The sequence below is a fragment of the Cryobacterium sp. Hz9 genome, assembly GCF_004402825.1.
Lineage (GTDB): Bacteria > Actinomycetota > Actinomycetes > Actinomycetales > Microbacteriaceae > Cryobacterium > Cryobacterium gelidum.
In genome coordinates this window covers 278411-303853 of sequence record NZ_SOFC01000023.1, presented here as the reverse complement: position 1 = coordinate 303853, position 25443 = coordinate 278411, and the positions used below count along the sequence as shown (strand labels likewise).

Here is a 25443-nt window from a genome sequence, read left to right as displayed (position 1 = left end):
AGGCTTCACATGACGACCAGCAGACTGACACGACGAATTGTTCTCGCCCTCGTAGTCGCCGCAGTCGGACTACCCCTCGTGGCGGGCTGCTCCGTGGGCGACACCGTGCGCGATAGCGTGAATGGTGCCGTGAACGGAGCCGTGCAGGACGCGACGGGCGGTGACGTCAGCCTCGGAGGCCAGCTTCCCGCAGACTGGCCGGCCGAAATTCCCGTGCTCGACGGAGAGGTTCTCTTCGCGACCGGTGGTGTCGGGGAGAGTGGGGTCGGTGGCTGGGTAGTGACCGTCAATGCCACGTCAACGACTCCCTTGGACGATGCACGGACTCAGCTGCAGGCGGCCGGCTTCACCGAAGTGGTGGCCGGAGTCGACACGGAGGTGGTCACGATGGCGAACGAGAACTTTGGTGTCGTCGTGGCCGGCAATCCCGACGGCGTGCTCTACACGGTCACCCCGGTGCCCGCGCTCGGTTAAGCGAACAGGGGTGCTCCGACGTAGCTTCCCTCAGGGGTGCCCGCCGGAACCGCGAACAGGGCGCTGCCGACATGGCGAATGTATTCGTTGAGTGCGTCGTGCTTGGCGAGGTTCAGCTGTACAGCAGCGAACTGAGCCGGCGACCGCTGGAAGCTGATAAAAAACAACCCAGCTTCCAGTCGCCCCAGCTCATCGTTGCCGTCGACGAAATTGTAGCCGCGACGCAATAATTTGGTGCCGTTATTCTGAGCTGGATGCGCCAGTCGCACGTGCGCAGCAGCGCCGATGAGTGGCTGGTCTGCCCGGCCGGCCAGCGCGAAGTCGGGCTCACTGAACTCCGTGCCACCCGAAAGCGGTGCGCCAGCGCCCTTGGTGCGTCCGAACACGGCTTCCTGCTCGCTCAGAATGGAGCGGTCCCAGGTCTCGATGGTCATGCGGATGCGCCGCGCCACCAGGTAGGAGCCGCCGGCCAACCAGGCCGGGCCGTCGGCCGCCGACACCCAGACCTGGTCGGTGACGACATCGGGTTCTTCAGCCTTGATGTTGGCGGTGCCGTCCTTGAAGCCGAACAGGTTGCGCGGGGTGGCCTGGCTCGTTGACGTCGACGAGGTGCGTCCGAAACCGAGCTGGGACCAGCGCAGGGCGGCCCGCCCGAACGCGATCCGCGACAGGTTGCGAATCGCGTGCACGGCGACCTGGGGGTCGTTGGAACAGGCTTGGATGCACAGGTCACCGTCGCTGCGGCCGACATCGAGGTCGTCGCCGGGAAAGTGCGGCAACGACGTCAGCTCGGCCGGTCGGCGGCGTGCAAGTCCGAAGCGATCGACGCCATCCGCTGTTTCAAACAAGGTCGGGCCAAAGCCGAACGTAATCGTCAGGCCCGCGGTCGGTAGTCCCTGCGCCTCACCGGTGTCTTCCGGCGGGGCGTCGTACGGGCCGGAGACCGCGCCATACTCGCCGACGTCCCGGCCGGCGCTCATCGAAGCGGCTGCGATGGTCCAGTCCTGCAGTAGCTCGATCAATTCGGCCCGCGTGGTGCCGGCCGAGACGTCAAACGCGGCGAAGTGCAGGCGATCCTGGGCAGGCGTGACGATGCCAGCCTGGTGCCGGCCGTAAAACGGGTACACAACAGAACCGGATGCCATCTCCGGCGTCGCCGACGCGGCCAGCGCCGCCCGGTCCCCGGCCACCCCCAGCCCGATTCCGGCGACGCTTGCCCCGGCGAGGCCGAGCAGCCCGCGCCGAGACAGGCCGCGGGCCGGCACGACCAGATCGGCGGACTCGGCTCGCTTACTACCCGTCACACCGTGCGTCACAGCACGAGCGCGGCGGTGAGTCGATTCAGCGGCTCGCCGAGTGCGTTGACCTGGTCGGCGAGGGCGCGAATCTCGCCCGGATCGAGGTCGGTGTACAGGGTGAACCCGTCGCTGACGCGCTGCGCGTCCAGCAGCGTCTGCAGGGCGGCGAACTCGCCGTCGAGCGACGCGGCCAGGTCGGCATCCGTTTGCAGAAGAATCGGGCGCACGCCGTCGTAAAGCTTCTTGGCACCGTCAACGTTGGCCTGGAAGTCCCAGAGATCGGTGTGTGACCAGATCTCTTCCTCTCCGGTGACCTTGCCCGTCGCGACCTCGTCGAGCAGGCCGATCGCGCCGTTGGTCTGCTGCGACAGGGTGAAGTTCAAACCCTGCACCTTCTCGTGCAGGGTGGCGGTGTCGGCGACGAGCAGCCCGGTGAGGTCCGCGCGCTTCTGTGTGCTGTACGCCTCGAAGCCGGCTTCGGCGTCAGCGGGCCACAAGTCCTTCTCGATCGCGTGCCAGCCGGTCCAGTCCTGGCCCTCTTCGAGATCGGCTTCGCGCAGGTCGAGCTTCGGGTCGAGGTCCCCGAACGATTCGGCGATGGTTTCCACCCGCTCCCAGTGCACCCGGGTGGGGGCATAGAAGCTGCGTGCAGCGCCGAAGTCTCCGGCCAGATAGGCCGCGGCGAACGTGTCGGTGCCGGTGACGAGCTGGTCGATCTGGTCGCTCACGTAGGAAGCGTAGTTGCTGTTGGCGGTGTCGATTTGGGCCGCCAGGTCGACATTGAGGGTGGCCGCGGCATCCGTTTTGGTCGCGGTGAACTCAGCCTTGCCGACGCCGTCCCCGGACATGCCGGGCTTGCAAGCGGTGAAGTAGCTGCCGGCGTCGAGCTGCACGACGAGGTCGCGGCTGAGGCCAGGGCCGATGTTCTCGGCCTCGCCGACGATGCGCTTGCCATCGGCAGCCAGCAGGTAGAACTCCGTGACCTGGTCACCGGAATTGGTGACAGTGAAGCGGATGCTGCCGGCCGGCGCCTCGTTCGCCGATACCGCGCAGGCCGTCTGGCTGCTGTCGACGGTGATCGCCGTGTGCGTGGCAGCCGGGTCGTTGGCGACACATCCTGTGAGCAGACCAACACCGAGCACGCTGGCACTGAGAAGGCTGACACCGAGCAAACTGGTAGAACGAAAAGCACGAGGCATGAAAATCCTTCGACAGTGAAACGAAAAGTTACCGCACCGCGACGGGCGTGGGGGCGGGCGCGAAGGGCGCAGCCGGGGCCGGGGCCGGGCGCGCACTCGTGCGGCCCCGGCGGCTCTTGGTGATGAAGAGAGTCAGGGTGGGCACGGTGTAGGCAAGCCAGGCGAACATCTCGAACCACGTGGTGGCGGGGGAGAAATTCAGAGTGCCCTTGAGCAGGGTGCCATACCAGCTGTCCGGCGGCACGGCGGCACTCACGTTGAAGGCGAGTGCATTCAGGCCGGGCAGGATGCCGGCTTCCTGCAGGTCGTGCACGCCGTAGGAGAGCACGCCGGCGGCGACGACGATGAGGATGGCACCGGTGTAGGTGAAGAACTTCGACAGGTTGATCTTGAGCATGCCCGCGTAAATCAGAGCGCCAAGGCCGATGGCGGTCACGATGCCGAGGAATGCGCCGAGCAGGGGCATGGTAGTGGCACCGGTGGCCTGCACGGCAGCCCAGAGGAACAGGGCAGTCTCAATGCCCTCGCGGCCCACAGCGAGGAACGCGACGAGTACGAGACCGAGGCCGGCGCCCACGAGGTGCTTGTCGATGTTGCCCTGGAGGTGCCCCTTGAGGTCGCGGGCGGTGCGCAACATCCAGAACACCATCCAGGTCACCAGCCCGGTCGCAGCGATTGACAGCACGCCGCCAATGGTCTCGCGCGCGGTGAACGACAGGCCGTAGGTGCCATAGGTGAGCAGGGCGCCGATGCTGAGGGCGAGGAGTACGGCCAGGCCGACACCGAGCCAGATGCGCGGCAGCACGTCTCGCCGGTTGATCTTCACGACGTAGGCGATGAGGATCGTTACGATCAGAGCGGCCTCGAGGCCTTCGCGCAGGCCGATCAGGTAGTTTGCGAGCACAGGGTTCCTTGTAAGTTCGGGCGAAATATTTGGTAAGGCTAACCTTACTCTTGCGACTCTAGCCTGAACGTCGCGGGCGTGTCTAGTTATGATTTGACTCGGGAAGAAATATTGCCCAGCGATAAACAGCCAGCAGGGCAGAACGGTGCGTGAACCCATGGTCATGTCCGGCAGCGGCGAGCGAATCGTGTTCGTGCACGCCCATCCTGGCGATGAGTCCGCTCTGACCGGTGGCACCATTGCCCGGCTCCGCTCCGAGGGGTCGCGGGTTCTCGTGCTGTACGCCGCAGCACTGGCCGAAGCGGATGCCGCGGCCACGTCCGCGGCGCTGGCTGAAGCGGATGCCGCGGCCACGTCCGCGGCGCTGGCTGAACTGGGGGCGCGCAGCTGGCATCGATTGCCGCAGGGTTCCGTTGGCGGGCTAGAACTGGCGCAGGCCCTGCGCAGAGCTATCGACGATCTCGACGCGACAGCCGTGGTCGTCGGCGCTGTCGATGATGCTCTGCGCGAGGTCGCCACGGCCACCGCGCACGACGCCGGCCTGCCCGTCTTCCTTGCCCGCACGGTGCGGCAAGCACCCGGACAGCGTCTCATCGCGATTGACGTGGGCGACCATCTCGACCAGAAGGTGCGGGCGCTCGGGCATTTTCCGGCACGCTGGAGCCTCTCAGGGCACACGCGCACCCTCGCCGGCGGCAGCACCGACACCATCACCGACACCGAAACGTTCCTGCGCGCGGATGCCCCGCGCCCAGCCCCCGCTCCGCCGGCCCCCCAGCCCGCTCGCCTGAACCTCACGAACAGGTCGCTGGCCGGCCTCGTCGGCCTGCTGCTGGGTATCCTCTTCGGTGTGCTGGGAACCATCGCGCATCAGGCGACCCTGACACTGTTCGGCGTGGCGCTTCCGATCGGCCTGACGATCGCCTTCGTCGGGATCGGCGCCCTGCTGCTTGGGCTGCGCCTCGTCGTGGGGGATCGATTCGTGGTCGGCCTGGCCGCGGCAGGGTTGCTCCTGACCATTTTTGTGCTGTCACTGCGCGGTTCCGGAGGGTCGGTTCTCGTGCCGGCTGGCCTGCCAGGAACCCTGTGGACCGTCGTTCCGGCGCTGATCGCGGCTTTTGTGCTGGCCTGGCCGAAACTGCCGCCGCGCCGCCGATAACCGAGCACTTTCTCATACGGAGAGAGGCGTCGACCGAGGGGGCGTAGAATCAAGAGTCCGCTCTCGAAGGGAATCCTCAGCCTGTGACGTATGTGATCGCTCTGCCGTGCGTTGATGTGAAAGATCGTGCCTGCATCGACGAATGCCCGGTGGACTGCATTTATGAGGGCGAACGCTCCCTCTATATCCATCCGGACGAGTGCGTCGACTGCGGAGCCTGCGAACCGGTCTGCCCGGTCGAGGCCATTTACTACGAAGACGACCTGCCCGAACAGTGGGCCGACTATTACAAGGCCAACGTCGAATTCTTCGACGACATCGGCTCCCCGGGCGGAGCCGCCAAAGTCGGCGTGCTCGCCAAGGACCACCCCGTCATCTCCGCGCTGCCGCCGCAGGTTCAGCACTAAGCAATTTTCGTGCTGAAGCCGCTGCCGGATTACCCCTGGGATCAGATGGTCCCTTTTGCCACCCAGGCACGCCAGCACGCCGACGGAATCGTCGATCTGTCGATCGGTTCGCCCGTCGATGCCACGCCCGACGTCGTGCAGCGGGCGCTGCGCTCGGCAACGGATGCCCACGCCTACCCGCAGACCGTCGGTACTCCCGCATTGCAGCGGGCGATCATCGCGTGGTACGCCCGACGCCGCGGTGTCGACGGCCTGCAACCGCAGAACGTGTTGCCCACGATCGGTTCCAAGGAACTCGTCGCGCTCATGCCGTTCATGCTCGGCCTCGGCGAGGGTGACACGATCGTGCATCCGCGGGCCGCCTACCCGACCTACGCGATCGGCGCCGCCATCGCCGGAGCCACGGCCATAGCCTCCGATGATCCGGCCGAGTGGCCCGAATCGACCAAGCTGATCTGGCTCAACAGCCCGGGCAACCCCGACGGTCGGGTACTGCCGGTCGCGGCACTCCGCGCTGCGGTCGCCCGTGCTCGAGAACTCGACGCCGTCATCGTCAGCGACGAATGTTATGCCGAACTCGGCTGGGACGCCCCGTGGAACACAGAGCCGATCCCGAGCATCCTCGATCCTCGGGTGATCGAGGGAGATCGGCGCAACGTAGTCGCGATCTACTCGCTGAGCAAGCAGTCCAACATGGCCGGCTACCGCGCGGCTTTCGCCGCCGGGTGCAGCGGTGTGCTCGAGCGTCTACTGACCGTGCGCAAGCACGCCGGGCTCATGCTGCCGGCACCGCTCCAAGCCGCCATGATCGCCGCTCTCGGAGACGACCAGCACGTCGCCGTGCAGAAGGAGCACTACCGAGCCCGCCGAGAGACCCTGCGGCCGGCTTTGGAACAGGCCGGCTTTCATATAGATCGGAGCGAAGCCGGGCTCTACCTCTGGGCGACGGAGGGGCGACCCGCGTGGGAATCCATCGGGCGGCTGGCGGCCCGAGGTATCCTGGCCGGTCCCGGTCCGTTCTACGGCGATGTCTACCCGGAGCACGTGCGCTTCTCGCTCACCGCCACCGACGAGCGAATCGCCGCCGCCGCCACACGTCTGCATTCCTGACGGCTCCACCCGAGTATGTGCTCGACACTGTGGACTATCACCAACGAACCGCCCGAAGACTTAGCTGATGCAACAGTAGGCGGTCGGGCAGATTAGGCTGTGATCGCGACAGAGTCGGCCACAGCAGTTTCACCACTGGCTAACTCAGTGACGCGTCGCCACATTTCATCCGGCAGCGATACCTGAGGAGGCTCCGTGACCGACGTCGCGCAGCACACAACACCCGGCGAACCGATGAGCGCTGACCCCAACAAGGTCACGCTCACCTTTCCGGGCGGGAGCGCAGAATTTCCGATCCTGACCAGCGTGGACGGCGTGTCGAGCATTGACATCTCCACCCTCACTAAGAAGACCGGCCTCACCACGCTGGACTACGGTTTTGTCAACACAGCGGCGACCCGCTCCGCGATCACCTACATCGACGGCGATGCTGGCATCCTGCGCTACCGCGGATATCCGATCGAACAGATCGCACAGAACTCAAACTTTCTCGAAACCGCCTGGCTGCTGATTTACGGTGAGCTGCCGAGTGCGAGCGAACTCGCCAACTTTGACGATCGCATCCGCCACCACACGCTGTTGCACGAAGACATGCGCCGCTTCTTCGATTCCCTGCCGCACAAGGCGCACCCGATGAGCGTGCTCGCCTCCGGCGTCTCGGCCCTGTCGACGTTCTACCAGGACTCGCTCGACCCGAAAGACCCGGAGCAGGTCGAGATTTCGACCATTCGCCTGTTGGCCAAGCTGCCGGTCATGGCCGCCTACGCGCACAAGAAGAGCATCGGCCAGGCTTTTCTCTACCCCGACAACTCCCTGAGCTTCGTCGACAACTTTCTCAAGCTCAACTTCGGCAACATGGCCGAGCCCTACGAGATCGACCCGGTCGTGAGCAAGGCGCTCGAGCGCCTGCTCATGCTGCACGAGGACCACGAGCAGAACGCCTCCACCTCGACCGTGCGTTTGGTCGGCTCGACCGAGGCCAACCTGTTTGCGTCGGTCTCGTCCGGCATCAACGCCCTGTTCGGGCCGCTGCACGGCGGCGCCAACGAGGCCGTGCTGTCGATGCTCGGTGAGATCCAGGCATCCGGTCAGGGCGTTGAAAAGTACGTCGAACGTGTCAAGAACAAGGAGCAGGGTGTGAAGCTCATGGGCTTCGGCCACCGGGTGTACAAGAATTACGACCCGCGCGCCACGCTGGTCAAGGAAAGCGCCCACGAGGTGCTTGCAGCTCTCGGCGTCAAGGATGACCTGCTCGACATCGCGCAGGAACTCGAGCACATCGCGCTCAACGACGATTACTTCAAGGAACGTCGCCTGTATCCCAACGTCGACTTCTACACCGGCGTCATCTACAAGGCGATGGGCTTTCCAACGCGTATGTTCACCGTGCTCTTCGCGATCGGCCGCTTGCCCGGCTGGGTCGCGCACTGGCGTGAGATGAACGAGGATCCGGCCACCAAGATCGGCCGCCCGCAGCAGCTCTATGTGGGCTCCCCGGCCCGCGACTACCCGCGCCCCTAGAAGAAGTCGGGCGGCGAAAGTCTGCCGCTGCGGATGGCAGGGCAGCGGTCGCTCTGGCCGATGATGGGCCGGGTTGGCGTCTCGCCGCTCGTGCACCTGCGCGATGTCACCTTTAGCCGGATGAACAAGCGCGGCGTTGGAGTGCTGACGACGTCAGCAGCCGGGGCCCCGGGGATTAGCCCGGCAATCTTCGGCGACGAGCACGGTGGATTCCCGCGCTGCGACCACCGTAAACGGTGTCGACGGCACGGTGACGATGCCTTCGACGGGTCGCCAGCCTTGGTCGCCGAAGGTGTAATCGGCTCTGTAATCGACGGTGAGCACGACCGAGAACGTGCCCTTCGCTGTGTAGACGTGGCTGGTGTCGGTCGCTGAGAATTCGGCGAAGCCGAGGTCCTTCCAGCTCGCCCCGCCGTCGGCGGACGCTAAGGTGCTGCCGTCGCCGTAGTTCCAGCGGTAGCCGATCGGTGTGAACATGACTTGGGCCGATTCGCCGAGCAGAAGTCCTTCGCTTATTTGAGCGGATGCCGTGGCCCAGAAGTTCGCGGCCAACCCGACGATCGCCCAGCCGCCAGGCTCCATGCCCGCGGGCGCGGCGTACGCCGGAAAATTCTGCAGGTCGGAGACGCGCACGATCGTGGCGGGGGAGCACCCGGCGCAGGGCGCTGCGGCTACGCCGTTCCGGGCCAGCGGTAGGAATGAGCCGTTGCCGCAGGGGATTGTGGTGACACCAGGTTTCGCCGGGTCGCCGTGCGCGCACTCCTTGGGCGCTGTCGACGTGCCCGACCCGCTGCCGGATCCCCTGCCCCAATCCGCGTAATTTTTATCCCGTCCACTCGAACTCCCGTTGTGGCCTGCCGAGAGGTCGACGCTCGGACCAGTCACAATTGCCTGGGCACGCGGTTCCAGTGGCGGGCAGTCTCCGGATGATTGCCCAAGTTGTGTGCAGCCGGAGGCACTCGAGACGCTAATCGAACAGAGGACAATCGTCATGAGTGTTAACGTTACCCACAGAAATTTCGGCCGGTCCATGTCTCTTCCCTGTCGACTAAAAGTTTCGATGCATCCTTGTCGCTCGAAACAAATCCAACCTGCGTGGGCGTGCGTTCGGAACGGTCTGTTGCCGTGATATCTACCCCTGCCTCGTCAATGATGCGAAGAGTGGACACGTCGGCGCACAAATAGAGACTGACTTCAACATGTCCAGGTGACGGTTCGGAAAAGCTCATGAGGGAAACCGTGTCGAAGGTAATCGCGCCACGTCCGACTTGTTTCGACTCTGCGAAACTGTTGAGTGAGGCCGTTACGTCGGGGAGATAACGTTGACTAACCAGCTCGCTGAACACATTCGACCCGTTCGTAGCCTCGGGCGAGGCCGCGAACTGGTTGGATCCCTCCGTATATGCGGAATATGATGCCTTTGCGGCGGCCAGCGCCTCGTCGTTCGAGGCGAAGACCGGGGGAGCCTCGGTCGGCGCGGCCGTTGCCACCGCGACCGGCTCTGCCGTGTTGCTCGGGGCGGGAGCGGCCACGCATCCACTCAGTGTGCCGACGGCGAAGAACAGCGCTGCAGCAGTGCGCACGACTCCGTGCGCGGGGCGGCGTAGCGGTGGATTTTGCATGCGGTCACCATAGACCGGATTGGTACAACACCGTCGGATCTATCCACAGGCTGGTGTCCGGGCTTGAACCACGCTAGAAGGTCGGCAGGTCTCGATCCACCGCTGTGTTGACGCCCCGGGCTGAGGGCCAAACGCCTCGCGGCCAGCACCGCCCTGAGGGTCGTGGTGGCTGCCGCACTGGCGTCGATGCATGGCAGACATGGACTGGTCGTCCAGGAAAGACGACAAAAACATTTCTTTGGGTATTCTTTCGGCTTATTTGCTCGGTTTAGTGCTTGTAACCGTGATTTTTCCTCGGGAATGTCGGTGGTCGGGTGTTGGGTTGAATCATGAGCAACGTGGCAGTGGAACTTACCCGGGCGGCGACCGCTGTCGCCGCGTTGGGTGGGTCCAGTGCCGAGTTCGCTGGCTTGTCCGATGCGGAGGTGCTTGCGGCGCGTGGTCCGATCGCGGACCTGCTGCGGTTGAGCAGCACGGCGGCGACGTTGCTGGCGGGCACGATCGCAGAGCGGTCTCGGCCGCAGCTGGGCCAGTCGGGGATGGCGGCGCGGCACGGGTTTGGCACCCCCACCCTGATGGTGCAGCACGCTACTGGTCTCAGCCGTATCGAGGCTGGCCGGCTGCTGGCCGTCGGGGTACTGATGCGTGACACCGAAACCGCTGAACGCCAAGCTGCCGAGCCCCGCCCGGCAATGCCAGCGGTCCCGGTAACCAGTTCGGTGCCTGGAATCCCGTTGGCACCGCCGGTGCCACCGCCGCTGGCACCGATGGTGGTGCCGTGGCAGGCGCCAATTGTGCACGCGGTCGCCGCCGGCACCTTCTCGCCCGGCGTCGGAGATGCGCTGCTTCGAGGTTTGGGCACGCTGGATCAGGCGGTGACGGCCGAGAAACTTGCGGCGGCGCTGCGGGTGTTGGTGGTGGAGGCGGCGGGAATGAATACCGAGCAAGCCTTCAAGCGGGCGCGGCGGGTACGTGACGACCTTGATGCGGCAGGCATTTTGACGCGAGAGAAGCAGGCCCGCGACGACACGACCTGGTCGCTGTGGCGGCGTGCCGACGGCATGGTGACCCTGCACGCGCTGCTGCCGCCGGAGCAGGGCGAGACGTGGTTGGCCACGTACGACGCGCTGACCAGCCCGCGGCGCGGCGGCGTGCGGTTCGTCGACCCGGAACGGGCCGTGTGGGCGCAGAGCGTGAAGGACGACCCGCGCACCGTAGATCAGATCGCCGCGGACTCCTTCACTCAGCTGCTCAAGCTCGGCGCCGACGCCGACCCGAACACCCTCTTTGGTGGACGCCGCCCGGTCGTTCGCGTCATCGTCACCGAACGAGACCGCCCTGCCACTGCCCCGGCCACCCTTCCTGCACCCACCGCGTCCTTCGGCTATCTCGAGGGCAATCCGGCGCCGGTGTCGGGGGAGACGATCTCCCGGCACCTGTGTGACACGGGCTACCTCGGAATCCTGTTCGACCAAGCGGGGCAGCCACTCAACGTAGGCCGCGACCAGCGCCTCTTCACCGCCGACCAACGCCAGGGCCTCGCGGTGCGCGACGGCGGATGCCGCTGGCCCGGCTGCGAACAACCCCCGTCGTGGACCGAGGCTCACCACATCGAGAATTGGCAAGCCGATCCGGGACTGTCCAACATCGACCAGGCGATGCTGCTCTGCGCTCCGCACCATTTATTGCTCCATAACCGACACTGGAAGATCCTTCTCAGAGACGGCCTGTATTGGTTACAACCCCCGGTTGAGATCGACCCCGACCAAACATTGATCGCACTCTCCAGCAAGAACCCGCTCATGCACGAGCCGTTCCGGCTTGACGCACCGCCGGGAGCAACGCTCCAACTCGACCTGGCGTCGGTGGACCTGCCCGGGGCTGGCTGGCACCGCCGACAACCGTGAGTCACGCACTGGCGGTCTCGATGGGCTCGACCTGCGATCTGGACACGACCCGAGACCGGGTCACGCGATCGACGACGACCACGCGTAGTACTTGGGGCCGCGCAATGCTCAGTCTCGATTCCTGGCTGCCTACAAGGCCGGTTGGAGGGTCAGGGTGTTGCTCGCGTTGTTGTTGATGGCGGCCGGGGTGAACAGCCACGGGCGGGTCTCGTGATCACGCCAGAGCGGTGCCTGGTCGGTGTAGTTGGTGTGAAAGGCGTGACCGGATGCCCCGGTGAGGTTGATCCAAGTGGAATCGTCGAAGTTTTCAAGGCTGATCACCTGTCGCATCGATGGCACCCAGTCCACCTCGTAGCCCTGGGCGGCATCCCAGCCGACCGCGTTCACGACAGCGGAACCGCCAGCGAGCTCGTACGGCCCACGGTTGAACAGCCACTCCAACGGTGCGATCCCTGATTCGCCGAAACTGGCGTTCTTGAGCTCGAGCGTGTGGATGCTGCCCCACTGCCAGGCGGCCGGGTTCGAGCCCATCAGGTCGGCAGCTTCAGCTGCGGCATCAATCATCACCCGCCGCAGCATGCTCTCCTGGCCGACGGTGCCGTTGGCGCGGTTCGACCACCAGGGGGAGGCTGGTTGATCGAGAAGGCGCGTGACGACGGCGAACGCCCGGTCACCGCCGGTGAGAGCGGCTTCTTCATCGATCTTGCCGGTGAACATGTCTTGCAGCAGCGTACGCCAGATCACGTTGAAGTAGGCGGCCGCCGCACTGTCGGCGTCGACCTGGTAATCCCACCCGTCGAGAAGCTTCTGCGCCTCGGCGGCGTCGCCGGTGAGCCGCACCTGTTGCAGGGCAGGAACGAGAGCTGCGGCCAGGGCACTGTAGTTGTCAGCTTGAATCTCACTCATCAACCGGCCCGTCAGCGGGGTTTTCGCGGCGATGAGTTCTTGCAATCGAGCCGTGATTTGGTTGGCCCGGTAGCCCAGATCCCAATCGGCGGTCAATAAATAGGGGTAGCTCGGGTCGGTGGCGGCGTTATTGGCCGTGACGATGTATCCGCTCGGCGGATTGAACGTGCTCGGCAGGGCGTCGAACGGAATAAATCCGGTCCAGGCGTACTGGCTGGTCCAGCCCGGCACCGGCAGGGTGCCGTTGCCGCTGGCCCGAACGGGAATAAGCCCGGGCGCCTGGTAGCCGATATTGCCGTCGACGTCGGCATAGGTCAGGTTCTGCGCCGGCACCTCGAACAGGGAGGCCGCGGCGCGAAAACTGGTCCAGTCGGTCGCCTGGTTGAGGGCGAAGATGGCGGATGCCGTTCGTCCCGGAGTGAGCGCTGTCCACTGCAGCGACAGCTCATACGTGGTTGTATCTGCTCCGGTCGAATCAGCGCCGGCCGAATCAGCGCCTGCCTCGGCGACCGGCGCGGGAGCTGGCAGCCCAGCGGCTTCGGGAAAGTCACTGGCGATCTTCGGGTACGCGGTGCCCTCGAAGCCGCTCAAGAGCGGACCGTGCTCGGTCGAACGAATCTCAATTTTCACATCGTCGCCGCCGGCGACGGAGATCTTCTCGTCTCGCAGCAGCAACGGTTTCTTCACGCCGTCGAATTCGTAGCTGTCGCCGGAGATCTTCTCGATATACAGGTCGGCGACGTCGGGGCCGAGGTTGGTGAAGCCCCAGGCGATGCGCTCATTGTGTCCGATGATCACACCGGGCATGCCCGAGAAGCTGTACCCGGCCACGTCGAACGGGCAGTCAGCGGTGATCGATTGACAGCGCAGCCCGACCTGGTACCAGACCGAGGGCAGCGCCGGTCCGAGGTGCGGGTCGTTGGCCAACAGGGGCATGCCGGTGTCGGTCAGAGCGCCGGAGACCACCCAGGAATTGGAGCCGATCTCGCCGCCGGCCGGCCCGAGAAGTTCGGGCACCGACCCGAGGTGTGTGCGCAGTTCAGTGAGAGCCTCGGCGTAGGAGTCGACCGAAGCCGGTGCGAGCGCGGCGGGGACATCCGTTGATTCAGCGCTTGGGTCGACCGCTTCCGACGCCCCGGCCGATGGCACCGTGACGGCCTGGCTGCCGGTGATGGTGGGGTGCTGGCCGGCCGGATAATCGGGATGCAGCTCACTCACCTCGGCGGGGGTGAGCGTCGTCGACAGCAGAGCCCGGTCGATCTCGTCGTCGAGGTTGGAACGCAGGTCCCAGGCCATGGCCTTCAACCACGCCACCGAGTCGGCCGGGGTCCATGGTTCGACCTCATATCCGGGGTTCTGCAGGCCCAGAACGGCGTACTCGAGTGACAGGTCGGCGCCCTGATGCGTGTCGAGGTAGGCGTTCACGCCGTCGGCGTAGGACTGGTAATAGCTCAGGGTCACCGGGTCAAGCAGGGCCACTTCCTGCTCGGCGACGGCTCGCCAGCCGAGGGTGCGCACGAACGTGTCGGTGCCGACCTGACTTTCTCCGAACAGTTCCGACAGACGTCCGCTCGTGACGTGCCGGCGAAAGTCCATCTCCCAGAAGCGGTCCTGCGCATGCACGTAGCCCTCGGCGAGAAACAGGTCGGCCGCGGTCTGTGCCGTGATCTGGGGAATTCCGGCGTCGTCGCGCGTCACGGTCACCGCGCTCGACAATCCCGTGATGTCGACGCTGCCCGCCAGGGTCGGAAATGACCTGGTCACCGTCCACACGCCGAACCCTGCAGTGACCAAGACCAGGGTGGCTACGACCCCGAGCGCTACCACCAATCGCCGAACACGGCGGTGCCCCTTGCTGCGCGGTGCGTCGGTGCCCACAGCACTCCCTCGTGTGTTGGGTGAATCGCGCGGCTACAGGCTGCCGCTATCCGGATGCTAGCGGAACCCACCGGCATCCGCTCAGCCGGCAGGCCTCAGGCGTGCAGCGCGGCGTTCAGGGTGATGCCGCTGCCGGTGCGGGCGAGCACCTCGACGGCACCGGAGAGGGAGTTGCGGCGAAACAGCAGGTTGGGCACGCCGGAGAGCTCGACCGCTTTCACCGTCGGGCGGGTGCCATCCGTGCGCACCGGTTCGCCGACCAGAACAACCTTGGTGCCAGCCGTGACGTAGAGCCCGGCCTCGACAACACTGTCGGCACCGATCGCGATGCCGACACCGGAATTGGCGCCGAGCAGGGCACGGGCACCGATCGAGATGCGCTGGGTACCACCACCAGACAGGGTGCCCATAATGGATGCGCCGCCACCGATATCAGCGCCGTCACCGACCACGACACCCTGTGAGATACGGCCCTCGACCATGGAGGAGCCGAGGGTTCCGGCGTTGAAGTTGACGAAGCCCTCGTGCATGACGGTGGTACCGGGGGCGAGGTGGGCGCCGAGCCGCACACGGGAGGCATCCGCTATTCTCACGCCGGCCGGCACGACGTAGTTCAGCAGCGGCGGGAATTTGTCGACGCCGCTCGCCTGAATACCGGCGCGCTGCAGGCTCGGGCGCAGCCGGTCGAAATCGTCTGGCAGCATCGGGCCGGCATTGGTCCAGACCACGGTGGGCAGGTGCGCGAAGATGCCGTCGAGATTGATGCTGTTGGGCCGAACGAGCAGGTGGGAGAGCAGGTGCAGCCGCAGGTAGGCATCCGAGGTGCTCGCCGGTGCCGTGTCGAGCGTGATTTCGACCGTGACGGCTTCGAGGCGAACCGCGCGGCGGGCATCGTCGCCGGCGGCTTCACTGAGCGCGGCCGGAACAATCCAGCGATCGCGGCCGGTCGGCAGGGAGCCGAGTGCCGGGGAGGGAAACCAGGTGTCGAGCACGGTGCCGTCGGCGGCGACGGTCGCGAGACCATACCCCCAGGCCTGGGTCGACGAGCTGGGCAGGGCGTTTTCGGAAACAACGGAGGGCATACCTCTAGATTAGTAGAGTGACTTCTACGACTTCGGCTCCGTCCACCCCAGCGAAACTCACCGTGCTGGACCTCAGGGCTACGTCGATCGAACTGACCAGGCAAATCTGCGATATCGAGTCGGTCTCGGGCCAGGAGACCGCCCTCGCCGACGCGATCGTCGCCGCCCTCGACGGTTTCGACCACCTCGAGATCATTCGCGACGGCGACACGGTCGTGGCCCGCACCAACCTGGGCCGCTCGCAGCGCGTGGTCATCGCGGGCCACATCGACACCGTGCCGCTCAACAACAACCTGCCCACCCGGTTCGAGACCATCGACGGCACCGAGTACCTCTGGGGCCGCGGCACGGTCGATATGAAGGCCGGCGTGGCCGTGCAGCTGAAGCTAGCCGCCGAACTGTGCAATCCCGGAGTCGACGTGACCTGGATGTGGTACGACCACGAAGAGGTCTCCGATGAGCTCAACGGCCTCGGCCGGCTGGCCCGCAACCGGCCCGACCTGTTCGTGGGCGACTTTGCGATTCTGGGGGAGCCGACCAAGAGCCAGGTCGAGGGCGGCTGCAATGGCAACCTGCGCGTCGAGATTCGTACCTTCGGCCTGCGCTCACACTCGGCGCGCAGTTGGGTCGGCGAGAACGCCGTTCATAAGGCCGCGCCCATTCTGAACATTCTGGCCCAGTATCAGGCCCGCGAGGTCGAGGTCGAAGGCCTCGTCTATCGTGAAGGCCTCAACGCGGTCGGCATCACCGGTGGAGTCGCCGGCAACATCATCCCCGACGAGTGCATGGTGCACGTCAACTACCGATTCGCCCCGAGCCGCAGCGGCGACGAAGCCGTCGCCCACCTGAGCGAGGTGTTCGCCGGCTACGACCTGACCGTCGTGGACCGCGCCGAAGGCGCCCGGCCTGGCCTCGACGCCCCGCTCGCCCGTGATTTCTTGAACGCCGTCGGCGGCGTTGCTACGCCCAAATACGGCTGGACCGACGTCGCCCGCTTCTCGGCCCTCGGCGTTCCGGCCGTCAACTATGGTCCAGGCGATCCGCTCAAGGCGCACGCTGACGACGAACGCGTAGCCGTGGCCGAGATCACGGCCTGCGAAAACGGTCTGCGCGCGTGGCTGAGCGCATCCGTTCGATAACCCCGCACAGAATGACCGAGCGGATGCTGCGCCCTCGACGGTCGCCCGCCCGCCGGCTGCCGGCCGTCTGGCACGCCCGCTACCGGCTGACCCCGTGGTGGGGCAAGGTCGTCGTGGTGTGGGCCCTGTCGCGCCTGATCACGACGAGCCTCGTACTCGTGTTGGCGAGCGTGCAAGGGCCGAACGCCTGGACCGGTGCGAACCCGAAATACACCGATTTCGCGACCATGTGGGACGGTCGCTGGTACAACATCGTCGCGGCGGTCGGGTATCCGAGCGTGCTGCCGATCACCGAAACCGGGCAAATCGGTGAGAATGCCTGGGCTTTCATGCCCGGTTACCCGGTGCTTGCCAGGCTGCTGATGGAAGTGACGAACTTTCCGTGGGCGCCGGTGGCCGTGTTCGTATCGGTTGCTTTCAGCCTCGGCACCGCGCTGTTGTTCTACCGCCTGATGGCGCGGGTGCAGCCGTCGAACACGGCCCTGTTCGCGGTCGTGTTGTTCTGCGTCGCCCCGCTGTCGCCGATTCTGCAGTTCGCCTACGCGGAATCGATGTACCTGTTCTTTCTGACCCTCGCCCTTTACCTGCTGCTCGAACGCCGTTACCGGATGCTCTACCCTGTCATCGCGGTGATGGCCCTGACCCGGCCGAGCGGGCTCGCATTCGCCTTGGCCCTCGGCCTGCACGTGATCTACCGTTTCGTCACGCGATCCCGCGACCCGTTTCCTGTGCGAGAGCGGATGCTGGCGGCATCCGTCGCCGTGTTCAGCGCGCTGATGGGGCTGGCCTGGCCCGTCGCCGCCTGGGCGGCCACTGGCGATGTGATGGCGTACACCGATACTGAGCTGGCCTGGCGCGCACCGTATATCGGGTACCAGGAGCTCGTGCCGTTCACCGCCTGGTTTCAAAGCGGGGTGTGGTGGCTCGGCAGCCCGTGGGGCATCGTCGTGGTCACCGCCCTCATTCTGGCCTTCGCCCTGCTCCTGTTCACGCCGGCCGTACGCCGGCTCGGCATAGATCTGCGGTTGTGGCTGGCCAGCTACGGTCTGTACCTGCTCGCGGTGTTCTTTCCGCAATCCAGTACGTTTCGGCTTCTCATGCCGATTTTTCCGCTGCTCGGCGCGGCCGCGCTGCCACGCAGCCGGGTCTACCGGGTGGCGATCGTTCTGCTTTTCGTGGCCGGCCAATGGGGCTGGCTGCTGATCTGCTGGGGCGTGGACGGGTATGACTGGACCCCGCCCTAACCTCAGCCGGAACGCCCCGATCTGACACTCAGTCCGACCCGAATTTACGTCTCGGGCCGAGATGGTCGATAATGGGGGTACAAAGACGAATGGAAGGGGAGTTCATGGCGGCCATGAAGCCACGGACCGGAGACGGTCCAATGGAGGCGGTAAAAGAGGGGCGCTTGATCATCGTGCGTGTACCGCTCGAAGGTGGGGGTCGGCTCGTTGTCTCAGTCAACGACGCCGAGGCCAAGGAACTTCACGACGCACTCGCCGGAGTTGTCGCCGTGGCAAAGTAGCCTCGGGTTCCGATGAATGAAACAAGAACGGCCGCGCGGGTGACTGCGCGGCCGTTCGGTCGTTCCGGCCGGATTAGGCGCGCAGTTTAGTGATCTGCAGCAGCCCGTCGCCAACGGGGGAGAGGGCGCTGATCACGGCGCTCGATGCGGCAATCTCGGTCAGCAGGGTACGAAACCCGGTTGCGACATCGTCGCGCTGGGCCGGATCGGCGACTCGGCCACGCCACAGGGCATGTGCGACGAGCACGGTCCCGCCCGGACGAGCCAGGCGCAGGCCGTGTTCAACGTATTCGATGACCGACTGCGGGTCGGCGTCAATGAACACAATGTCGTAGGAATTCTCATTCATGCGCGGCAGAACCTCACCAGCCTTGCCGGTGATCAGACGCACCCGGTTGGCTGGAATCTTGGCCTCGGTGAAGTTTGCCTTCGCATGCTGCAGATGGTCGACCTCGGTATCGATCGACGTCAGGGTAGCCCCCGGGGCCCCGGTCAGCAACCAGATCCCCGAGACTCCGGCCCCCGTGCCGACCTCGAGGATGCTGCGCGCCCCCGTTGCGGCGGCCACAACGGCCGATTGCGCCCCGACGGAGGGCGCGATCGGGTCGATCCCGAGTTCGAGGGATTGCTGGCGCGCTCGGGCGATGGCTTCGGACTCCACGACACAGTCGTCGGAGAATTTCCAGTTCAGTTCAATGTCAGACACAGATAACTCCAGTAGATGATTAGGTCAAGACTAGGGCCGCGGCGCGTGTGGTCTGTGGATGCCTCGCCGTACGGCTACTCTAAGGACATGTTTGGGCTGACGTTCGAGAAGATTCTTCTGATCGGGATCATCGCTGTCTTCCTGCTAGGGCCGGACAAATTGCCGCACTATGCGGCACAGCTGGGTCGCCTGGTGCGCCAGCTGCGCGATATGGCCAACGGGGCCAAGGATCGCATGCGCGACGAAATGGGCCCGGAATTCGACGATCTGGACTGGAAAAAACTGGACCCGCGCCAGTATGACCCGCGCCGCATCATTCGCGAAGCCCTCGCCGACGAGGACCCGCTCAAAGAGCAGTCTGCAACAATTTCTCGCGCCGAGCCCAACCCCGAGGGCGCCTACCTGAAACGCAAGCGTGCCCGGGATGCGGCCCTGACCGCACTCGAGCCGGCTCCATTCGATTCTGAGGCCACGTAGCCGGTCCAGCAGCGCCGAGGAGAAAGAGACGTCGATGTCTCCGTTGAAGAAACCCAAACGCGTCAAGAAGAATGTCTACGAGGCCGAACTCGCCCGACTGCAGGCCGAACTGGTCACGATGCAACAGTGGGTGAAGGCCTCCGGTGCCCGGGTCGTGGTGATTTTCGAGGGCCGCGATGCCGCAGGCAAGGGCTCGGCGATCAAACGCATTACCGAATATCTCAACCCGCGTGTCGCTCGCATCGTGGCCCTGCCGATGCCCACCGACCGTCAGCGCGGCCAGTGGTACTTTCAGCGCTACATCGAGCACCTGCCGTCGACCGGTGAAATCGTGCTGATGGACCGCTCCTGGTACAACCGCGCCGGCGTGGAACGGGTCATGGGCTACTGCACTTCCGATGAATACCGCCGGTTTCTGCACCAGGCACCGTTGTTCGAGCGGATGCTGGTGGAAGACGGAATTCTGGTGGTCAAATACTGGTTTTCGGTTTCTGACCTGGAGCAGGAACGGCGGTTTCGCTCGCGCCTGAACGACCCGATGCGGCGCTGGAAGCTCTCCGAAACGGACGTGCTCTCGATCACCAAATGGAGTGATTACTCCAAGGCCAAAGATGAGATGTTCGTGCACACCGACATCGCCGAGGCACCCTGGTGGGTGATCGAGAGTGAGGACAAAAGAGCGTCACGGCTGAACGTGATCAGCCATCTGCTCTCGCTCATTCCCTACGAGAAGACCGACCCACCCAGGGTGCACATTCCGCCGCGCCCGCCGGACTCTGACTATGAGCGGCCGCCGCGCGAGGAGAACCACCAGGTTCCCGACCATGCAGCGACGCTGAGCAAGCCGAAGGACTAAGCGCTAGCGGGGCCTGAGACCCAGGCTGAGGCCGGCCAAGCCCCTGGCGCGCGTCTTCATGCTGCGGGCCAACCCCAGAATGGCACGGGCGGCGGGATCGTCGGGAGCGCCGAGCACAACCGGCAGGCCGACGTCCCCGCCGGTACGCAACGGCAGGCTGAGCGGAACCTGCGCGAGCACCGGCACCGGGGCGGGCTGCCCGATGGACAGTCGCCTGGCGACCTCGGCGCCGCCGCCCGAGCCGAACAGCTCGAGCAGGCTTCCGTCGGGCTGCACCATCGCCGCCATATTTTCGATCACGCCGTAGACGCTCTGGCCGGTCTGCCTGGCCACGATACCGCTGCGTTCGGCCACATCGGCCGCGGCAGCCTGCGGGGTGGTGACAACGATGACCTCGGCGTGGGGCAACAGCTGGCCGACCGTGATGGCGACGTCGCCGGTACCCGGCGGCAGGTCGAGCAGCAGCACGTCCAGATCACCGAAGTAGACGTCGGTGAGAAACTGCTTGATGGTGCGGTGCAACATCGGGCCGCGCCAGGCGACCGCGGACGACGCGTCGTCGATGAACATGCCGATCGAGATGACCTTCACATTGTGCGCGATCGGCGGCAAGATCATGTCACCGACCTGGGTCGGCTTCACCGCGAGCCCGTCGTGCACCAGGCCGAGCAGGCCGGGAATGCTGAAGCCGTGTACGTCGGCGTCGACGATGCCCACGCGCAGGCCCTCGCCGGCTAGCGCCACGGCCAAATTGGCGGTGACGGTGGACTTGCCGACGCCACCCTTACCACTCGTGATCGCGTACACCCGGGTGAGCGACTCCGGGCCGAACTGCACGCTGCGTTCCAGCTGGCCGCCGCGCAGCTTCTCGGTGAGCGCGGTGCGTTGCTCGCGCGTCATGATCGCCACCTCGACGCTCGCCCGGCCGGCCCCGGACACCGACTCGGCCGCGGCCAGAACATCGCTCTCGATGCGCTGCGCGGCCGGACAGCCGGCAATGGTCAAGCGGATGCCAACGGTCACCTGTCCCGTCTCGCTCACCGTCACGTCCGACACCATGTCGAGATCGGTGATGGGCTTGCGAATCTCCGGGTCGGTCACCCCGGCCAACGCCGTGAAGACCCGCGAGCGGATGCTGTCGCTCAGTGGAGCAGGAATCATGCGCGTGGGCGGCTTTCCATGGTGCTGCTGTCAGGGACGTCGTCAGATTGACTGCGCTCGTCACTGCGCTCGTCCAAATGCTCGAGCAACGCTCGCAATTCTCCGCGAATGAAGTCCTTCGAGGCCATGTCCTTGATGGCAATGCGCAGCGCCACGACCTCACGGGCGAGGTACTCGGTGTCGGCGAGGGTGCGTTCGGCCCGCTGCCGGTCCTGCTCGAACTGCACCCGGTCGCGGTCGTCCTGCCGGTTCTGCGCGAGCAGAATCATCGGCGCGGCGTAGGAAGCCTGCATCGAGAGCACAAGGGTCAGCGCGATGAAGCCGAGCGCAACCGAGTCGAACCGCCACGCCTCCGGGGCGAGGGTGTTCCAGGAGATCCAGGCGACGGCGAACAGGGTGAGCCCGAGCAAAAACCAGGGGGTCCCCATGCCGCGGGCGATGGCCTCGGTGAAGCGGCCGAAGCTGTCCCGGCTGTGGCCATTGCGGCCAAGACCCACGAGGTTGCCGGTGCGCAGGCCCTTGGGCGCATCCAGGCGCAGGTCGGCGCGGTTATTGCGGGCCACGAGTCGTCCTTTGCGCTCCGGGCAGCGGAATGCTGCCGGTTCTCAATTCGCTGCGAGCGGTGGCGCGGCGGCGCACATCATCATTGCCGTCGTGGCTGCGCCAGTCGTCGGGCAGCAGGTAGTCGAGCACGTCATCAATCGTCACCACCCCGACCAGTCGGTAATTCTCATCGACCACCGGCACCGAGACCAGGTCATAGCTCGCGAGGATCCGGCTGACTTCAGCGGCCGAGGTGTCCGCGGTTACCGGGTCCAGGCCGGCGTCGAGCAGCGTGCCGAGGCGTTCGTGGGGCGGGTAGCGCAGCATCCGCTGAAAATGCACCATGCCCAGAAAACGACCGGTGGGTGCTTCGTAAGGGGGCAGGGTGACGCAGATCGCCGCGCCAAGGGCCGGTGCCAGGTCGTGACGACGGATACGCGCGAGCCCTTCAGCGACGGTGGCGTCGGCCGAGACGATGATCGGCTCGGTCGTCATGAGCCCACCGGCGGTGTCGGGGGCGTAGGAGAGCAGAAAACGTACGTCTTCGGCCTCTTCGGGCTCCATCAGGTCGAGCAGTTGCTCGCCGCGTTCTTCGGGCAGCTGGGCGATGAGGTCGGCCGCGTCGTCCGGCTGCATCTGGTCGAGCACGTCGGCGGCGCGGGCGTCGCCGAGGCTGGTGAGAATGCCGACCTGATCGGATTCAGGCATCTCCTCGAGCACGTCGGCGAGGCGATCGTCGGGCAGCTCACCGGCCACCTCGAACATGCGCTCGCGCGGCAGGTCGAGCAAGGTATTGGCCAGGTCGGCCGGCTTGAGATCAGAATAGGTCGCAATGAGGTGCTCGGCGGATTGCGCCTGCCCCTCGGTTTTTTTCTCGCGAACCTCGGCCCAGGTGGCGAAATTCGTGACGCCCTTGACGAAGGGCGAGGCGCTGGTCTTGGGCCGGCGTACAAACAGCTGGCTGATGGCCCAGTCGGCCTCTGTGCCTTCCTTGATCGCGACGTCTTCGATGGTCGCCTCGCCGGAGCCGTCGGTGAAGAGCACTTTGCGGCCGAGCAATTCGGCGATGACGCGCACTTCACCGCCGCGCTGTTCATAGCGGCGCACGTTGATCAGGCCGGTCGTGATGATCTGGCCGCTGCCGATGCTGGTGACCCGGTTGATCGACACGAACACGCGTCTCTTGCCGGGGATCTCCACGATCAGACCGACGACGCTGGGCGGGTCGTTTTTTCGGTACACCACGAGAACATCGCGCACCTTGCCCACGCGGTCGCCCGCGGGGTCGAAAACGATGCACCCGGCCAGTCGGGCAACAAAAACTCTGGTGGCACTCACACTATAAATGTAGGCCACTGGCCCGACAATGGTGGCCCGGCGCGAACGGTTCGTCATTCAGACACACAGTCAGGCCGACGTGGAAGAATGTGCCTATGAGCAACCAGAGTCTTTTTTCCCGCCGGCGCCCGGTGCTGCCTCCCGTGCTGCCGCGCGGTGAAGTGCTCGGCAGCTACAGCACGTACGCTGACGCGCAGGGCGCCGTCGACGCGCTCGCTAAAGCCGACTTTCCCGTGAAAGAGCTCTCGATCGTGGGCAACGACCTCAAGAGTGTTGAGCGGGTGACCGGCAAACTCACCTACGGCCGAGTGGCTCTTGCGGGCGCGGCGTCCGGTGCCTGGCTGGGAATATTTTTCGGAATTCTGTTTTTTTTGTTCTCGCCGACCGGGTCGAGCCTGCCGTTTGTGTTTGCCGCCCTCATCATGGGCGCCGGGTTCGGCATGCTGCTGGGCATCGCAAGCTACGCCATCAACCGGCGGCGGCGTGACTTCACGTCGACCATGCAGGTCATCGCGACCAACTATCAGGTCATCGTCGATGCCGAGCTGGTAAACCGGGCCCGCAATCTGCTCTCCGGCTCTCCCGCCGCACCTGAAGTCCCGGAAGCCACTACGCCCCCCGTGTAGTCACGCGCGAGCAGGTTTAGCGGTGGGCGGCCGCTATCCAGGCCTCGACCTCGCTGGCGGTGCGGGGGATGGCTGCGGAGAGGTTCTCGGCCCCCGTCTCTGTCACCAGGATGTCGTCTTCGATGCGCACGCCGATACCGCGAAACTCGGCGGGAACGGTGAGGTCGTCTGGCTGAAAGTACAGTCCAGGTTCGATGGTGAAGACCATGCCCGGTTCGAGCACTCCGTCCATGTACATGTCGCGGCGTGCCTGCGCGCAATCGTGCACGTCGATGCCGAGGTGGTGGCTGGTGCCGTGCACCATGTATCGGCGGTGCTGGCCGTTCTCCGGCTGCAGGGCCTCTTCGGCGGTGACCGGAAGCATGCCCCACTCGGCGGTGCGCCGAGCGATGACGTTCATCGCGGCGGCGTGCACATCACGAAAGACAGCGCCGGGGCGAGCGACGGAAAAGGCGGCATCCGCTGCCTCACGCACGGTTTCGTAGACCAGCCGCTGTACTTCGCTGTAGACGCCGTTGACCGGCAGGGTGCGGGTGATGTCGGCGGTGTAGTAGCTGTCGAGTTCCACGCCGGCGTCGATGAGGATGAGGTCGCCGGGGGCGACGACGCCGTCGTTGCGGGTCCAGTGCAGAATGCAGGCGTGCGGGCCGGAGGCAGCGATGGTGTCGTAGCCGACCGTGTTTCCGTCGCTGCGGGCCCGGGTGTTGAACACGCCCTCGACCAGGCGTTCCCCGCGGGCGTGCACGCTCGATCGCGGCAGGTCGGCGATGACATCGTCGAATCCGCGGGCGGTGGCCGCGACGGCGAGGCGCATCTGTGCGATCTCCCAGGCGTCCTTCACGAGGCGCAGCTCGGAGAGATCGCGGGCCAGGGCCCCGTCGGGCTCATGCTCGGCGTTGATCTCGATGCTGAACGCGGAATCGGAGGCGTTGCTGCCGAGCACACGTTCCGCGGCGAAGCGCAGGCGGGCCTCGTCAACTCGTTCGGTGAAGGTCGGGTCAGCCTCGCGCAGCACGAGGGTTGCACTGTCGGCACAGCGCAGCACGTCGGCGAGGTCGGCGATGCCGCGCACACCGAGTGCGAGGTCGCTGGCAACCTGCGCGATCGAGGGGCGTGGGCCGATCCAGAATTCGCCGATGTCGGGGTTGGCGTAGAACTCGTCGGAGTCGCGGCCGGCCCGTTCCCGAAAGTACAGGGTCGCGTCGTGGCCGCCGGCGGCGGTTGGTTCGAGCACGAGCACGGCACCGGGTTCGCTGTCGCTGCCCCATCCGGTGAGGTGGGCGAAGGCGGAGTGGGCGCGGAAGGCGTAGTCGGTGTCGTTGGAGCGTTGCTTCAACCGGCCCGCTGGAATGATCAGGCGCTGTCCGGGATACTGTGCGGAGAGGCGCGCGCGGCGCGCGGCAGCGAAGGGCGCCTGCTCGCGGGCCGGGGGCAGAACGTCGGTGCGTTCGGCCCATCCGCTGCCGATGAACGATTTGAAGCCGGATGAGCCCGGTGTCGTTGAGCGGTTCTCGTTCGAGCGCGCGGCGGGGATGAATGCGGAAGCAGTGGTATCAGCCATTCCTCCATTCTGGCACCGCACTCTGAACGGATGTTGATCCGGCG

The 25443-nt window shown here is 65.6% G+C and carries 24 protein-coding genes; 12 read left to right on the top strand and 12 right to left on the bottom strand.

The window, feature by feature from the left end:
* Nucleotides 1-9 precede the first annotated feature (9 nt).
* On the top strand, nucleotides 10-474 hold the full coding sequence (locus E3N85_RS13870; RefSeq protein WP_134464114.1) for a hypothetical protein: 465 nt from the start codon (nucleotides 10-12) through the stop codon (nucleotides 472-474).
* Here E3N85_RS13870 and efeB read toward each other — a convergent pair.
* The 3 genes from efeB to efeU are packed head-to-tail and all read right to left on the bottom strand — an operon-like array spanning nucleotide 471 to nucleotide 3875.
* Entirely contained in the window at nucleotides 471-1790 is a 1320-nt protein-coding gene (gene efeB, locus E3N85_RS13865; protein ID WP_134464112.1) for an iron uptake transporter deferrochelatase/peroxidase subunit, read from the bottom strand. The two genes, E3N85_RS13870 and efeB, sit on opposite strands and share 4 nt — an antisense overlap.
* Nucleotides 1787-2971: an iron uptake system protein EfeO gene (gene efeO, locus E3N85_RS13860; protein ID WP_134464110.1), complete on the bottom strand. Its 1185-nt coding sequence runs from the start codon at nucleotides 2969-2971 to the stop codon at nucleotides 1787-1789. The genes efeB and efeO overlap by 4 nt, the downstream gene beginning before the upstream one ends.
* 28 nt (nucleotides 2972-2999) lie before the next feature.
* Entirely contained in the window at nucleotides 3000-3875 is an 876-nt protein-coding gene (gene efeU / locus E3N85_RS13855) for an iron uptake transporter permease EfeU (RefSeq protein ID WP_134464108.1), read from the bottom strand.
* Nucleotides 3876-4020: 145 nt separating this feature from the next.
* Between efeU and E3N85_RS17045 the strand changes: the two genes are divergently transcribed.
* The 4 genes from E3N85_RS17045 (at nucleotide 4021) to E3N85_RS13835 (ending at nucleotide 8072) form a co-directional block, all read left to right on the top strand.
* The gene (locus tag E3N85_RS17045) at nucleotides 4021-5034 is read left to right on the top strand and encodes a PIG-L deacetylase family protein (protein ID WP_134464106.1); all 1014 of its coding nucleotides are present in this window, start codon (nucleotides 4021-4023) and stop codon (nucleotides 5032-5034) included.
* 83 nt (nucleotides 5035-5117) lie between these two features.
* Entirely contained in the window at nucleotides 5118-5441 is a 324-nt protein-coding gene (gene fdxA, locus E3N85_RS13845; protein WP_134464104.1) for a ferredoxin, read from the top strand.
* 9 nt (nucleotides 5442-5450) lie between these two features.
* Entirely contained in the window at nucleotides 5451-6551 is a 1101-nt protein-coding gene (gene dapC / locus E3N85_RS13840) for a succinyldiaminopimelate transaminase (protein ID WP_304991235.1), read from the top strand.
* 234 nt (nucleotides 6552-6785) lie between these two features.
* On the top strand, nucleotides 6786-8072 hold the full coding sequence (locus tag E3N85_RS13835) for a citrate synthase (protein WP_134464548.1): 1287 nt from the start codon (nucleotides 6786-6788) through the stop codon (nucleotides 8070-8072).
* A gap of 153 nt (nucleotides 8073-8225) precedes the next feature.
* On the opposite strand, the gene E3N85_RS13830 is transcribed toward E3N85_RS13835, so the two are convergent.
* Together E3N85_RS13830 and E3N85_RS13825 are read right to left on the bottom strand one after the other, a co-directional pair.
* Nucleotides 8226-8705, bottom strand: coding sequence for a hypothetical protein (locus E3N85_RS13830; protein ID WP_134464102.1), 480 nt, complete (start codon nucleotides 8703-8705; stop codon nucleotides 8226-8228).
* 371 nt (nucleotides 8706-9076) lie between these two features.
* Nucleotides 9077-9694: a hypothetical protein gene (locus tag E3N85_RS13825; protein ID WP_134464100.1), complete on the bottom strand. Its 618-nt coding sequence runs from the start codon at nucleotides 9692-9694 to the stop codon at nucleotides 9077-9079.
* A gap of 329 nt (nucleotides 9695-10023) precedes the next feature.
* Here E3N85_RS13825 and E3N85_RS13820 point away from each other — a divergent pair, with 329 nt between their 5' ends.
* Complete coding sequence (locus E3N85_RS13820; RefSeq protein ID WP_134464098.1) at nucleotides 10024-11601, top strand: HNH endonuclease signature motif containing protein; 1578 nt, start codon at nucleotides 10024-10026, stop codon at nucleotides 11599-11601.
* A gap of 129 nt (nucleotides 11602-11730) precedes the next feature.
* Here E3N85_RS13820 and E3N85_RS13815 read toward each other — a convergent pair whose 3' ends face one another.
* Together E3N85_RS13815 and dapD are read right to left on the bottom strand one after the other, a co-directional pair.
* Nucleotides 11731-14385: a penicillin acylase family protein gene (locus E3N85_RS13815; RefSeq protein WP_134464096.1), complete on the bottom strand. Its 2655-nt coding sequence runs from the start codon at nucleotides 14383-14385 to the stop codon at nucleotides 11731-11733.
* A 95-nt stretch (nucleotides 14386-14480) separates the two neighbouring features.
* Nucleotides 14481-15467 carry a 2,3,4,5-tetrahydropyridine-2,6-dicarboxylate N-succinyltransferase gene (dapD, locus tag E3N85_RS13810; protein ID WP_134464094.1) on the bottom strand — a complete coding sequence of 329 codons (987 nt, stop codon included), beginning with the start codon at nucleotides 15465-15467 and terminating at the stop codon, nucleotides 14481-14483.
* A 17-nt stretch (nucleotides 15468-15484) separates the two neighbouring features.
* On the opposite strand from dapD, the gene dapE reads away from it, so the two are divergent.
* The 3 genes from dapE (at nucleotide 15485) to E3N85_RS13795 (ending at nucleotide 18131) form a co-directional block, all read left to right on the top strand.
* Nucleotides 15485-16606, top strand: coding sequence for a succinyl-diaminopimelate desuccinylase (dapE, locus tag E3N85_RS13805; protein WP_241978511.1), 1122 nt, complete (start codon nucleotides 15485-15487; stop codon nucleotides 16604-16606).
* Entirely contained in the window at nucleotides 16582-17850 is a 1269-nt protein-coding gene (locus E3N85_RS13800; protein ID WP_241978510.1) for a hypothetical protein, read from the top strand. Before dapE ends, E3N85_RS13800 begins: the two co-directional genes overlap by 25 nt.
* 104 nt (nucleotides 17851-17954) lie before the next feature.
* The gene (locus tag E3N85_RS13795) at nucleotides 17955-18131 is read left to right on the top strand and encodes a DUF3117 domain-containing protein (protein WP_134464092.1); all 177 of its coding nucleotides are present in this window, start codon (nucleotides 17955-17957) and stop codon (nucleotides 18129-18131) included.
* Between the two features lie 73 nt (nucleotides 18132-18204).
* Here E3N85_RS13795 and E3N85_RS13790 read toward each other — a convergent pair whose 3' ends face one another.
* Nucleotides 18205-18837, bottom strand: coding sequence for an O-methyltransferase (locus E3N85_RS13790; RefSeq protein ID WP_134464090.1), 633 nt, complete (start codon nucleotides 18835-18837; stop codon nucleotides 18205-18207).
* Between the two features lie 87 nt (nucleotides 18838-18924).
* On the opposite strand from E3N85_RS13790, the gene E3N85_RS13785 reads away from it, so the two are divergent.
* On the top strand, nucleotides 18925-19314 hold the full coding sequence (locus E3N85_RS13785) for a sec-independent translocase (RefSeq protein WP_134464088.1): 390 nt from the start codon (nucleotides 18925-18927) through the stop codon (nucleotides 19312-19314).
* A gap of 34 nt (nucleotides 19315-19348) precedes the next feature.
* A complete protein-coding gene (gene ppk2 / locus E3N85_RS13780; protein ID WP_134464086.1) occupies nucleotides 19349-20170 on the top strand; it encodes a polyphosphate kinase 2 in 822 nt (273 codons plus the stop codon).
* Between the two features lie 3 nt (nucleotides 20171-20173).
* Here ppk2 and E3N85_RS13775 read toward each other — a convergent pair whose 3' ends face one another.
* From E3N85_RS13775 to E3N85_RS13765, 3 genes are read right to left on the bottom strand one after another with little or no spacing between them, the layout of a single operon-like run.
* Complete coding sequence (locus tag E3N85_RS13775) at nucleotides 20174-21331, bottom strand: Mrp/NBP35 family ATP-binding protein (RefSeq protein WP_134464084.1); 1158 nt, start codon at nucleotides 21329-21331, stop codon at nucleotides 20174-20176.
* Nucleotides 21328-21894 (bottom strand): DUF1003 domain-containing protein, encoded by a 567-nt coding sequence (locus E3N85_RS13770; RefSeq protein WP_134464082.1) that lies wholly within the window; start codon nucleotides 21892-21894, stop codon nucleotides 21328-21330. Before E3N85_RS13770 ends, E3N85_RS13775 begins: the two co-directional genes overlap by 4 nt.
* The gene (locus E3N85_RS13765) at nucleotides 21881-23212 is read right to left on the bottom strand and encodes a magnesium transporter MgtE N-terminal domain-containing protein (RefSeq protein WP_134464080.1); all 1332 of its coding nucleotides are present in this window, start codon (nucleotides 23210-23212) and stop codon (nucleotides 21881-21883) included. The genes E3N85_RS13770 and E3N85_RS13765 overlap by 14 nt, the downstream gene beginning before the upstream one ends.
* Nucleotides 23213-23307: 95 nt before the next feature.
* Between E3N85_RS13765 and E3N85_RS13760 the strand changes: the two genes are divergently transcribed.
* Complete coding sequence (locus E3N85_RS13760; protein ID WP_134464078.1) at nucleotides 23308-23838, top strand: general stress protein; 531 nt, start codon at nucleotides 23308-23310, stop codon at nucleotides 23836-23838.
* A 16-nt stretch (nucleotides 23839-23854) separates the two neighbouring features.
* On the opposite strand, the gene E3N85_RS13755 is transcribed toward E3N85_RS13760, so the two are convergent.
* Nucleotides 23855-25399 carry an aminopeptidase P family protein gene (locus tag E3N85_RS13755; RefSeq protein WP_134464076.1) on the bottom strand — a complete coding sequence of 515 codons (1545 nt, stop codon included), beginning with the start codon at nucleotides 25397-25399 and terminating at the stop codon, nucleotides 23855-23857.
* Nucleotides 25400-25443 lie beyond the last annotated feature (44 nt).

Excerpts from the sequence above, each read along its gene's own strand:
- E3N85_RS13835 (WP_134464548.1), top strand. The coding sequence starts at position 6,786 with ATGAGCGCTGACCCCAACAAGGTCACGCTCACCTTTCCGGGCGGGAGC.
- E3N85_RS13825 (WP_134464100.1), bottom strand. The coding sequence starts at position 9,694 with ATGCAAAATCCACCGCTACGCCGCCCCGCGCACGGAGTCGTGCGCACT.
- efeO (WP_134464110.1), bottom strand. The coding sequence starts at position 2,971 with ATGCCTCGTGCTTTTCGTTCTACCAGTTTGCTCGGTGTCAGCCTTCTC.
- dapD (WP_134464094.1), bottom strand. The coding sequence starts at position 15,467 with ATGCCCTCCGTTGTTTCCGAAAACGCCCTGCCCAGCTCGTCGACCCAG.
- E3N85_RS13785 (WP_134464088.1), top strand. The coding sequence starts at position 18,925 with ATGTTTGGGCTGACGTTCGAGAAGATTCTTCTGATCGGGATCATCGCT.
- E3N85_RS13775 (WP_134464084.1), bottom strand. The coding sequence starts at position 21,331 with ATGATTCCTGCTCCACTGAGCGACAGCATCCGCTCGCGGGTCTTCACG.
- E3N85_RS13870 (WP_134464114.1), top strand. The coding sequence starts at position 10 with ATGACGACCAGCAGACTGACACGACGAATTGTTCTCGCCCTCGTAGTC.
- E3N85_RS13760 (WP_134464078.1), top strand. The coding sequence starts at position 23,308 with ATGAGCAACCAGAGTCTTTTTTCCCGCCGGCGCCCGGTGCTGCCTCCC.
- ppk2 (WP_134464086.1), top strand. The coding sequence starts at position 19,349 with ATGTCTCCGTTGAAGAAACCCAAACGCGTCAAGAAGAATGTCTACGAG.
- E3N85_RS13820 (WP_134464098.1), top strand. The coding sequence starts at position 10,024 with ATGAGCAACGTGGCAGTGGAACTTACCCGGGCGGCGACCGCTGTCGCC.
- E3N85_RS13755 (WP_134464076.1), bottom strand. The coding sequence starts at position 25,399 with ATGGCTGATACCACTGCTTCCGCATTCATCCCCGCCGCGCGCTCGAAC.
- E3N85_RS13795 (WP_134464092.1), top strand. The coding sequence starts at position 17,955 with ATGGCGGCCATGAAGCCACGGACCGGAGACGGTCCAATGGAGGCGGTA.